The organism is Sphaerotilus sp. FB-3 (assembly GCF_023706025.1).
Taxonomy (GTDB): Bacteria; Pseudomonadota; Gammaproteobacteria; order Burkholderiales; family Burkholderiaceae_C; genus Sphaerotilus; species Sphaerotilus sulfidivorans.
Genome location: NZ_BQWE01000019.1, coordinates 25944 through 35888, shown reverse-complemented (window position 1 = coordinate 35888; position 9945 = coordinate 25944). Strand labels below are relative to the sequence as shown.

8 protein-coding genes are annotated in these 9945 nt (G+C 73.4%); 5 read left to right on the top strand and 3 right to left on the bottom strand.

Features of this window, described 5'->3' with window-relative positions; genetic code table 11:
- The first annotated feature begins 99 nt into the window (after positions 1-99).
- Positions 100-348 carry a hypothetical protein gene (locus NFT33_RS11345; RefSeq protein ID WP_251675390.1) on the top strand — a complete coding sequence of 83 codons (249 nt, stop codon included), beginning with the start codon at positions 100-102 and terminating at the stop codon, positions 346-348.
- Here the strand turns inward: NFT33_RS11345 and NFT33_RS11340 are convergent.
- Both NFT33_RS11340 and NFT33_RS11335 read right to left on the bottom strand, forming a co-directional pair.
- Positions 311-943, bottom strand: coding sequence for a DUF4126 domain-containing protein (locus tag NFT33_RS11340; protein WP_251675388.1), 633 nt, complete (start codon positions 941-943; stop codon positions 311-313). The two genes, NFT33_RS11345 and NFT33_RS11340, sit on opposite strands and share 38 nt — an antisense overlap.
- A gap of 75 nt (positions 944-1018) precedes the next feature.
- Positions 1019-3538 carry an SNF2-related protein gene (locus NFT33_RS11335; RefSeq protein WP_251675386.1) on the bottom strand — a complete coding sequence of 840 codons (2520 nt, stop codon included), beginning with the start codon at positions 3536-3538 and terminating at the stop codon, positions 1019-1021.
- A 214-nt stretch (positions 3539-3752) separates the two neighbouring features.
- Here NFT33_RS11335 and NFT33_RS11330 point away from each other — a divergent pair, with 214 nt between their 5' ends.
- From NFT33_RS11330 to NFT33_RS11315, 4 genes are all read left to right on the top strand, one after another.
- On the top strand, positions 3753-4391 hold the full coding sequence (locus tag NFT33_RS11330; RefSeq protein WP_149504935.1) for a hypothetical protein: 639 nt from the start codon (positions 3753-3755) through the stop codon (positions 4389-4391).
- A 67-nt stretch (positions 4392-4458) separates the two neighbouring features.
- Complete coding sequence (locus NFT33_RS11325) at positions 4459-5793, top strand: YfiM family lipoprotein (RefSeq protein WP_251675384.1); 1335 nt, start codon at positions 4459-4461, stop codon at positions 5791-5793.
- Between the two features lie 21 nt (positions 5794-5814).
- The gene (locus NFT33_RS11320; protein ID WP_251675382.1) at positions 5815-6339 is read left to right on the top strand and encodes a GDP-mannose mannosyl hydrolase; all 525 of its coding nucleotides are present in this window, start codon (positions 5815-5817) and stop codon (positions 6337-6339) included.
- Positions 6340-6506: 167 nt separating this feature from the next.
- Positions 6507-7706 carry a right-handed parallel beta-helix repeat-containing protein gene (locus tag NFT33_RS11315; protein WP_251675380.1) on the top strand — a complete coding sequence of 400 codons (1200 nt, stop codon included), beginning with the start codon at positions 6507-6509 and terminating at the stop codon, positions 7704-7706.
- Here the strand turns inward: NFT33_RS11315 and NFT33_RS11310 are convergent.
- Complete coding sequence (locus NFT33_RS11310; RefSeq protein WP_251675378.1) at positions 7693-9936, bottom strand: polysaccharide biosynthesis tyrosine autokinase; 2244 nt, start codon at positions 9934-9936, stop codon at positions 7693-7695. The two genes, NFT33_RS11315 and NFT33_RS11310, sit on opposite strands and share 14 nt — an antisense overlap.
- Positions 9937-9945 lie beyond the last annotated feature (9 nt).

The window sequence follows — 9945 nt, the reverse complement described above, 5'->3', positions numbered from 1 at the left end:
ACCGCTTCCCAGATCTCGTTCTCCTGTGGCTTCTTCATTCCCCCAGCTTACTGGCTCCCTGGCGGGCACCTTGAAAGGGATGGCACTCAGGAGCCTCCGATGAACACCGACGATCCCGCCGCCGCACGCCACCAGATCGCCAGCCGCATTCACGATCTGCTCAGGCGCGAGACCGGCCAGGAGATCGACACCGCGCTGATGCTCGGTCCGCCGGAATATGCCCGCGCGGTGCTCAGCCTGTGCCGCGCCTGCGGCCATGCCGAGCTCACGCTGCTGGCCGACCAGTTCGCGGCTCTGCTGCGCCCGCCGCTCAGGGCGGCGACACCGGATCGCTCGCTGCGCCGCTGAGCGCCCGGCGCAGCCGCGCCGCCAGCGCGCGCAGATGCCAGGCCAGCCGCCACAGCAGCAGCAGCATCGCCAGCGTCAGCAGACCCAGCACGAGGGCCGCCAGCACCGGATCACGCCAGACCAGCCACAGCATCGACGGCACCAGCGCATCACCCGCCAGCGACAGCCCCCAGTTGCTGAAGGGCTCGGGCGAGGCATTGACCGCCGCGCGGGTGGCCGACTTGGCCGCATGCGCGGTGGCCGCCAGCGAGCCGCCCAGCACGGCCGCCGCCGCCGCCCAGCCCGCCTCGTCGCCGCCGAAGACCGCCGCGGCCAGTGCCGCGCCGGCCGGCACGCGCACCAGCGTGCTGATCATGTCCCAGAAGGAGTCGAGCCCCGGGATCTTGTCAGCCAGGAACTCGACCAGCAGCATCAGGCCGCTGGCACCGAGCACCAGCGGATGCATCAGCCAGTGCAGCCCCTCGGGCAGGCCGATGCCGGCGTAGCGGCCGGCCAGCCCGGTCAGGAAAAGCACCGCATACAGGCGCAGGCCGCTGGCCCAGCCGAGCGTCGCGGCGACCGACATCAGCTCGGCCGTACCGAAGGAGACAGACATGCCGCATCCTAGCGCGCCCGGCTGCGGGTGCGCCCGGACCTTCGGTGGGCCCGGGCACGGGCCTTCAGCGGCGCTTCACGCCGGCAGGCCGGCCAGCACCGCCAGCGCGGTCATGAAACGCTCCAGACGGGCGCCGCCGAGGAAGGCCTCGGCCTGGGCGCCGTCGATCAGCCCGACAAAATGCTCGCGCGAGGCGGCATCGTCCTGAGCCTGGACCAGGCGCTCCTCCAGCGTGTGGCTGGCCACCAGATGGCAGACCGGCACCTGGCGGACCCGGTCGGCGCGATGCACGCGGCTGAAGCGCTGGGCCAGCAGCGCCGGATTCCAGGGCCGGTCCAGATGCAGGATCGCGGTGGCGGCATGACGCAGGCCGAGCTGGCCGCCAGGGCTGTCGTCGCAGCACAGCAGCACCCGCTGCTGCGGGTCCTGCTGGAAGGCGCTGACCAGCGCACGGCGCGCCTCGCCGGCCGCATCGACCGGCAGCGCCAGGTGAGCGATGCCCCGTTCGGACAGCGCCGCCGACAGCGTCTCCAGGCTGTCGGTCCACTGGCTGAACACCACCACGCGCATGTCCGGCTCGGCCAGCAGCGTCTCGATGCCCTCGATCGTGGTGCCGATCTTGCCGGCATTGCAGCCCAGGCGCAGCGCATGCAGCGTCGACAGCAGGCGGCGCTGGTCGGCATCGGACAGATAGCGGCTGCGCTGCCAGCGCTGCACCGCACGGACGATCTGCGCCAGACGGGCGTCATGCAGCGGCCGCTCGGCCGCATCGAGTTCGACCGGGCAGATCGCCTCGACCGTCTCGGGCAGCTGGCGCAGCACCAGGGTCTTGGTACGACGCAGCAGCCACGGCCCGAGCGCCTCGAGGCGCTCGGCCACCGGGGCCTCGGCCAGCGCCTCGAGCCGGCCGATCGCGCCCAGGCGCGGTGCGTCGATCCATTCCAGCATCGCGCGCAGCGCACGCGGGCGCACCTCGACCGGCGTGCGGGCGATCGCCAGCGCAAACGGGCCGTCCAGGGTCGCGAGCGCCGCCGCGAAGGCGGTGTCCAGCCAGGGGCTGAGATTGGCGTCGTCGCTCTCGTCGACGACCACGCTGTCGGGCGCAAAGGCCTGGAGCGCGGCCAGCGTGTCGTCCTGCACCGCCAGCGCGGCATCCGCCAGCAGCAGCAGCGGCGCCTGCGGCGAGGCCTCGGCCTGCGCCGCGGCACCGATCTCCGCCACCGAGCCGGCCTGCAGCGCGGTCAGGCCGGTCAGGGTCTGCCACTGCTCGGCCCAGTGCGCCAGGCGCTCGGCCGGAGCCAGCACCAGCGCACGCTCGGCGCCGAACTGGGCCGCCAGCAGGCGCAGCGCGGCCACCGCCTGCACCGTGCGACCCAGGCCGGCATCATCGGCCAGCACGCTGCGCCCAGCGCAGGCGGCGTAGAGCGCGCCCTCGCCCTGGTAGGTGCGCAGCGGCAGCGTGACCAGCGCGGTCAGCAGCGGACTGGCGGGGCCTTCCGGCATGCGGGTCTCGAGCAGATGGACACGCTCGCGCATGTCGCGCGCCGGCGCCAGCCACAGCCAGACCGCCTCGTCGACACGCAGCGCATGGCGGCGCTCGCGGGCGATGCGCACCATCTCCAGCAGCGCCAGGTCATTGACCAGCGGAGCGGCGGCCGTGGGCTGATCCAGCTGCGCGGCCAGCGCCAGCAGCTCGGCCGGGCAGTCGCGGCCCGGGGTCCAGGCCAGACGACGCACCGGGCCCTGCGCCTCGAGCACGACCTGGCTGAAGGGCGGCGCCAGCGGCTGGGGTTCCGGCTCGGGTTCAGGTTCCGGCTCGGGTTCCTTTTCCGGGTCAGGCTGCAGCATCGGATCATCGATGTTATCCACAGCTTGTCCACAGGAGTTGTCCACAGCCGGCGGCAGCGCATCGGCCTCGGCCACCGGTGCGACAGCCGGTTCCGCGGCAGGTTCTGCGACAGGTTCGGCGGCCGCCTCGACGACAGATTCGACGACGGGTTCGGCCGTGGGCTCGGCAGCCCCTTCGACCGCGGCCTCGGGCGCCGCGCGACGGCGCGGGGCGCGCTTGCGGGGCGTCTTCGCGACCGGCTCCGGCGCAGCCGCGGCCACCGCCTCGACAGCCGTCTCTTCGACGGGTGCAGCCACAGGCTCGGGCACCGGCTCGGGCGCTGGCGCCACAGCCGGTTCGGCGGCCACGGCCGGCGTCACCTCCGCCTGGGCGGCGGTCTTGCGGGCGCGGGGCGCGGCGCGCTTGCGGGCGGGCTTGGCGGGCGTCGGTGCCGGCTCAGGTGCGGACGGTTCGGCTTCGGCGACCGGCTCGGCGATCGGCTCGGCGACAGGAGCCTCGACCGGCTCGATCACCGCCGGCTCGGACGCGGCAGCCTTGCGGCGCGGCGCGGCGCGCTTGCGCGCCGGCTTGGCCGGAGCCTCGGCGGTCGGCTCGGCGGCGACCGCCACCGGCTCGGACGCCGTCACCGGCAGGGCCGGCGTGTCGTCGACCGGGACGGCCGAAGTGGTCGCAGTGGCCGGAGTGGAAGTGGCGCGCGCAGTGCGGGCACGGGGGGAGGAGGTCTTGCGGGATGAGGTAGACGCCATGGTGGCTGGGCCGGCAGAGCCGGCCGATCGGTGTGCGAAGTCTTTTGCGTTGGGCGGCACTGTAGCCGGTATGGCGACCCCACTCCCGATCCATCACCGCAATCAGGCGACAAGCCCCCTCGGGAACAGGCAGGAGTGCGGGTTTTTCAGGAGCGTGCGACCGGTCAGGAGATCGGTCAGGAAAGCCGGTCCGCAAGGCCTCTAGCATTCGCGCATGGAACTCGATCTTCTCCTGGCGGCCGGGCCGCTGGCGGTGGCGCTGTGGCTGCGCCCGTGGCGGCTGGTCGGCCCGGCGGGGCCGCCGTGGATCTGGCTGGCCTGGTGCGCGCTGATGCCGCTGCTGTGGGGCACCGACCGCTATGTCGGCATGTCGGTGGTGCAGCCGCTGTCGGGCGCGGTGATGCTGCTGATGATGACGGGCTGGCCGCTGGCGATGCTCGCGCTGGTGCCGGTGACGCTGCTGACCTGGGCGATGGCCGGGCTGGATGCGGCCGAGGCGCTGCACCGGCTGGTCTGGCTCGGCCAGATGCCGGCGACGATCGCGCTGCTGCTGGGCGCGGCGGTGCGGCGCTGGCTGCCGAACCAGCTCTTCGTCTACATCCTCGGACGGGGCTTCGCCGCGACCGCGCTGAGCTGCGTGCTGTCGGGCGCGCTGTCGATGGCGCTGCATGGCGCCACACCCGGCCTGGATCCGGACGAGCAGATGATCGGCCGCTGGCTGGCCGCCTGGGGCGACGCCTTCCTGGTCGGCATGCTGGTGGCGATCTTCGTCGCGTTCCGGCCGCACTGGCTGGCGACCTATTCCGACCGGCTCTACCTGCGCCCCCCGCCCGACGAGCCGCCGCCCCGCTGAGGCGGGCTGGAAAAACGAGGGGTTTTCCCGGATCGGGCGAGCGCGGCCCGCCTAAGATGCGCCGCAGATGAAAGACACCGCATTCCCCTCCTCCTCCCGGGTGCTGCGCCGGCTGCTGCAAGGCCTGGGCATGCTGCTGCTGTCGGGCCTGGTCGCCGCGCTGGTGCTGCTGGCGCTGGCCTTCCACGACCAGCCGCTGGTGCGGCGCGAGGCCGCGTCGATGTCGGCCGAGGATCTGCTGCGGGTCAAGCTGCTGCTGCGCGCGGCCGATCCGCGCCACCCCGCGCCGCAAGCGGCCGGCCGCGGTGCGGACGGCACGGCGCTGCGGGTGCTGCGCGCCGACAGCCGCGACATCGACCTGCTGCTCAACGACGCGACGCAGCGGCTGCTTCGCCTGCCCAGCCGGCTGGTGCCCGGCGCCGGCAGCGCACGGCTGCAGGCCAGTCTGGAGATGCCGGCCAGCCCCTTCGGCCGCTGGCTCAACATCGAGGCCGACCTGCGCGAGACCGCCGGCCTGCCGGTGCTGGAGCGGCTGCGCCTGGGCGGGGTGCCGGTGCCGCCGGCGCTGGCCGAGGCGCTGCTGCGCCATGAGCTGAGCCGCCGCGGCCTGATCGAGCAGGCCGAGCTGCTGATCGACATGGTGCGCCGCGTCAGCCTGCAGCCCCAGGAGGTCGAGATCGCCTATGTGTGGCGCGAGGACACGCCCGACCGCCTGCGCGCCTCGCTGGTGCCGCAGGCGCTGCAGCAGCGCCTGCAGGCCCATGCGAGAGAGCTGGCGCGGCTGGCGCGCAAGGCGCCGGAGCCCGCCCCGCTGGCGACGCTGCTGCAGCCGATGCTGGGCTTCGCCGCCGGCCGCTGCGGCCTGGACTGCCCGCCGCAGGATCTGGCCGCCGAGCACCGCGCCGCGCTGGTGGTGCTGGCGCTGCATGCGGCCGGCCAGCCGCTGTCGCGCATCGTGCCGCAGGCACGCGACTGGCCGCGGCCGCCGGCACGCACCGTCACGCTGCTCGGCCGGCCGGACTTCGCGATGCATTTCCTGGTCTCGGCGGTGCTGGCCGCCGAGGGCGGCGGGCGCCTGGCCGATGCGATCGGCATCTACAAGGAAGTGATCGACTCGCGCGACGGCAGCGGCTTCAGCTTCAACGACATCGCCGCCGACCGCGCCGGCACCCGCTTCGGCCAGATCGCGGTGCAGGACCCCGGCCGGCTGCGCGCCGCGGCGCTGCAGGACGCGGATGCCGCACTGAAGGAGGCCGACTTCATGCCGCCGGTCGACGGCCTGCCCGAGTTCATGCCGCAGGCCGAGTTCCAGGCCCGTTACGGCGGCATCGGTGCCGCGCCCTACCGCCGCATGATGGCCGAGATCGAGCAGCGGGTGATGTCGCGCCCGCTGCTGCGCTGAACCCTGAATGAAGAGGTCATCATGAGTTGTCCACAGCCCCGCACCCACCTGCCCCGCGAGACGCTGGTCGAGGTGGTTCGCCACACGCCCCTGGTTTCGATCGACCTGATCTGCCGCGATCCGCAGGGCCGGGTGCTGCTGGGCTGGCGCAGCAACCGCCCGGCGCAGGCGAGCTGGTTCGTGCCGGGCGGGCGCATCCTGAAGGACGAACGCATCGAGCAGGCGATCGTGCGCATCGCCGCGGCCGAGCTCGGCCTGCCGGCGGCGCTGGCCGCGCAGGCCCGCCCGCTCGGCGTCTACCAGCATCTGTATCCGGACAACTTCGCCGGCATCGACGCGCTGACGACCCACTATGTCGTGCTCGGCTGGACGCTGGACCTGCCCGCCGGCGAGCTGCAGGCCGCCGATGCCCAGCACCGCGAGCTGCGCTGGTTCACGCCCGCCGAGCTGCGGTCCGATCCCGCGGTGCATCCGAACACCCGGGCCTATTTCGATGCCTCGATCACCGCACCGCGCACCGCAGCCTCGGCGCCGGCCCAGGCCTGAAACTGTCTCGTTTCAGCACAAGCTGAAGCCAGCTTTAACAGCTTGATTCCTTTTGAACCTTTGTTTAATCCAAGTCACAGGAACGACTGCGTCCGTGTCTAAGATGCCACCGAATCCTCACGTCGGGCGCGGGCAGCGCGGGCCGATCCGGTGAGCCTCCGGTCATCATGGATGCAAGGGACCTGATGCGCGGCAGTGTGTCGCAGACCCGGAATCACCCGATCGGCACCGGCCCGCCCCGGCGTGGGGAGGCCTCTCCCGGCCTGGCCGCTGCGCTGCTGCTGTGCTGCAGCCTGCTGCCGGACGATGCGCAAGCCGCGCCGCCTCCCCTTCCCCTCTGTCCCGCCGCGGTGCCGGCGCAGCCGCCCGCCACCGTGCAGGTGTGGCGCATCAGCGACTTCGGCGCCGTTCCCGATGACGATCTGCCCGATGACGAGGCGCTGCGTCGCGCGCAGGCCACGTTGCGCCCCGGCGACTGGCTGGTCTTTCCGCCAGGGCGCTACCTGCAGGCCGGCAGCGTGGCGATCGACCGCCCCGGCCTGACGCTGTGGGGGCCGGGCGCGACGCTGCAGGCGCTCGATCCGGCCGACCATGCGCTGCTGCTGCAGGCCGACGGCGTGCGGCTGGCCGGACTGACGCTCACGGCGCGCACCGACCGGCGCCGCGACGCGCCGGCGCAGTCGCGGCTGGTGCTGCAGGGCGCCGGCCAGGTGGTGCAGCAGGTGCGCATCGAGGGCGCCGGTGCGGCCGGCATCCTGGTGCTCGGCGCCCGCGGCTTCCTGCTGAGCGGCAACCGGATCAGCGCCACGCTGGCCGACGGCATTCATGTCAGCGGTGGCAGCCGGCAGGGCCGCATCGAGAACAACCAGGTGAACGATGCCGGCGACGACCTGATCGCGGTGGTGTCCTACGAGCACGATCCCGCGCCGGTGCAGGACATTCTGGTGCGCGGCAACCGGGTCGCGGGCGGGCGATGGGGGCGCGGACTGGCGGTGGTCGGCGGCGAGCGCATCACGCTGGAGGACAACACCGTCAGCGACGTGCTGCGCGCCGCCGGCATCCTGGTGGCGCAGGAGGGCCCGTGGCGCACCCGGAGCGTCGATCAGGTGCGCATCGAGCGCAACCGGCTGATGCGCATCGGCCGGCCGCAGGATGCGGCGCGGGCCGCCGGCGCGCCGACCGGCCATGCGGCGATCGAGGTGCATCGCCATGAGACGCCGCCCGGCGCGGCCGGCATCGGCCGGCTGCACATCGGGCACAACCCGGTCGAGGACAGCGGCGTGCCGGCACTGCGGCTGCGCGACGGCCGCCTCGATGCCGGCGCCAGCGGCGCCCGGCTCGACTGCCCGGCCCTCAGTACGCGTTGAGCACCACGCCGGCGATGTCCGCCCGGGTGCGGCGCAGCCGCTCGACCAGCAGGTTCATCGCGCGGGCATCGGTGCGGCCGTTGCGGCCGACCAGCACCGCCTGGCCGCAGGTCGCGGCGATGACACGCGCGTCGGCGCTGTCCCGCGCCGGCGGGGTGTCGACGATGACGCGGTCGAACTCGCGCTGCAGCTCGCGCAGCAGCACCGCGAACAGCGGCTGCTGCAGCAGCTCGAGCGGATTGGGCGGCGGCGCGCCCACCTGCATGACGAACAGCCCCGGCAGCTCGGCCGAGCGGTCGAAGGGCCGGGCGGGCCGGCGGCCGTTGAGCAGGTCCGACAGGCTGGCGCGCTCCTTCAGGCCGAAGACGCGGTGCAGCGCCGGCGTGCGCAGATTGCCGTCGACCAGCACGGTGCGCTCGCCGAGCTGGCTGAAGGTGATGGCCAGATTGGCCGCGACATGGGTGCGGCCGTCGCCCCGGTCCGGGCTGAGCACCGCCAGCGGCGCCCGAGGGCCCGCCAGGATGCGGCTGCGCAGCTCGCGAAAGGCCTCGGCCTGGGCACCGTGCGGATCGGTGGCCACCACCAGCCCGCCGGCGCCGAAGCGGCTCAGGTCCAGCGCGCAGGGGTAGTTGAACTGCATCGACAGCGCCCGCAGCACATCGGCCTGGCTGGCCAGATCGAGCGCAACCGCCGCCTCGCCGAAGCGCAGCCCCATGCGCCGCTGCACCACCAGGATATGGGCGATGTCGCCGTCGGACAGCGGCCGCAGCGTGCGCAGCAGCTCGCCGATCGGCCGGGCCGGATGCGCCGGCACCACCGCCGCGGCCGGCGCGGGCTGCGGCGGCAAGGCCATCGGGTCGGGCCGCGGCTGCCAGGCGGCCAGCACCGCCGGCACGATGTCGGGCTCGGCGGGTGCGGTCGGCGCTGGCGGTGTCGACGCGGGGGCGGCCGCGGCAGCGGCAGGAGAAGGGGCAGGAACGTCGGGCATCGAGATCAGACTCAGGTCGGGGCAGGAGATCGCGCGCGGGACGGACTGCGGCACGCTCACCGACGCGCTCACCGGCACGGTCGTCGCATCCGGTTCGCCGTGAAAGGCGGCCCAGGCGCGCTCGACCTCGGCGGCGAAGCGCTCGCGGAAGCGCTCCGGCGCGAAGTCCTCGGCATGGCGGCGGCAGGTCTCGGGCGCGATCGGCACGGGCTGCGCCTCGAAGGCCTCGACCGCGGCGATCAGGGCCTCGGGCGTCTGCGCGTCGAAGAACACGCCGGTGCGCCGTGCCGGGTCGCCGCGGCCGCGCACCGTCTCCAGCGAGCCGCCGCGGCCGTAGGCGATCACCGGCGTGCCGCAGGCCTGGGCCTCGACCGGGGTGATGCCGAAATCCTCCTCGGCGGCGAAGACGAAGGCACGCGCGCGCTGCATGTGGTCGATCAGCGTGGCGTCGTCCTGGAAGCCGAGCACCGTCACGTTCGGGCCGGCGGCGGCGCGCACCTTGTCCATGTCGGGGCCGTCGCCGATGACCACCAGCCGGCGCTGCGGCATGCGCGCGAAGGCCTCGACGATCATCGGCATGCGCTTGTACGGCACCATGCGCGAGGCGGTCAGGTAGAAGTCCTCCTTGTCGGCGCGCAGCGCGAAGCGCGCCACGTCCACCGGCGGATGCACCACGCCGGCCTCACGCCGGTAGACCTTGCGCACCCGCCGGCCGATGAAGGCCGAGTTGGCGACGAAGCGGTCGACGCCGGCGGCGGTGCGGCTGTCCCACAGCCGCATGTAGTGCAGCATCGCGCGGGCGAAGGCGCCCTTCAGGCCACGCTCCATGCCGGACTCGCGCAGGTACTGGTGCTGCATGTCCCAGGCGTAGCGGATCGGCGAATGGATGTAGCAGACATGGAGCTGGTCCGGCCCGGTCAGCACGCCCTTGGCCACCGCGTGGCTCGACGAGACGATCAGGTCATAGCCCGACAGGTCATGCTGCTCGACCGCCAGCGGCATCAGCGGCAGGTAGTGGCGGAAGCGCCTGCGCGCGCCCGGCAGGCGCTGGATGAAGGTGGTGCGCGCCACCCGGCCGCCCAGGAAGCCGCGCTCGCCGGGGCCGAGAAAGTCGACCACCGCATACAGGTCGGCCTGCGGATAGATCTGCAGCAGCTGCTCGACCACCTTCTCGCTGCCGGCATGGTTGACCAGCCACTCATGGACGATGGCGACGCGCTCGGGGCGGGACGGGGAGAACATCGGAAATCC

Excerpts from the sequence above, each read along its gene's own strand:
- NFT33_RS11345 (WP_251675390.1), top strand. The coding sequence starts at position 100 with ATGAACACCGACGATCCCGCCGCCGCACGCCACCAGATCGCCAGCCGC.
- NFT33_RS11340 (WP_251675388.1), bottom strand. The coding sequence starts at position 943 with ATGTCTGTCTCCTTCGGTACGGCCGAGCTGATGTCGGTCGCCGCGACG.
- NFT33_RS11335 (WP_251675386.1), bottom strand. The coding sequence starts at position 3,538 with ATGGCGTCTACCTCATCCCGCAAGACCTCCTCCCCCCGTGCCCGCACT.
- NFT33_RS11330 (WP_149504935.1), top strand. The coding sequence starts at position 3,753 with ATGGAACTCGATCTTCTCCTGGCGGCCGGGCCGCTGGCGGTGGCGCTG.
- NFT33_RS11325 (WP_251675384.1), top strand. The coding sequence starts at position 4,459 with ATGAAAGACACCGCATTCCCCTCCTCCTCCCGGGTGCTGCGCCGGCTG.
- NFT33_RS11320 (WP_251675382.1), top strand. The coding sequence starts at position 5,815 with ATGAGTTGTCCACAGCCCCGCACCCACCTGCCCCGCGAGACGCTGGTC.
- NFT33_RS11315 (WP_251675380.1), top strand. The coding sequence starts at position 6,507 with ATGGATGCAAGGGACCTGATGCGCGGCAGTGTGTCGCAGACCCGGAAT.
- NFT33_RS11310 (WP_251675378.1), bottom strand. The coding sequence starts at position 9,936 with ATGTTCTCCCCGTCCCGCCCCGAGCGCGTCGCCATCGTCCATGAGTGG.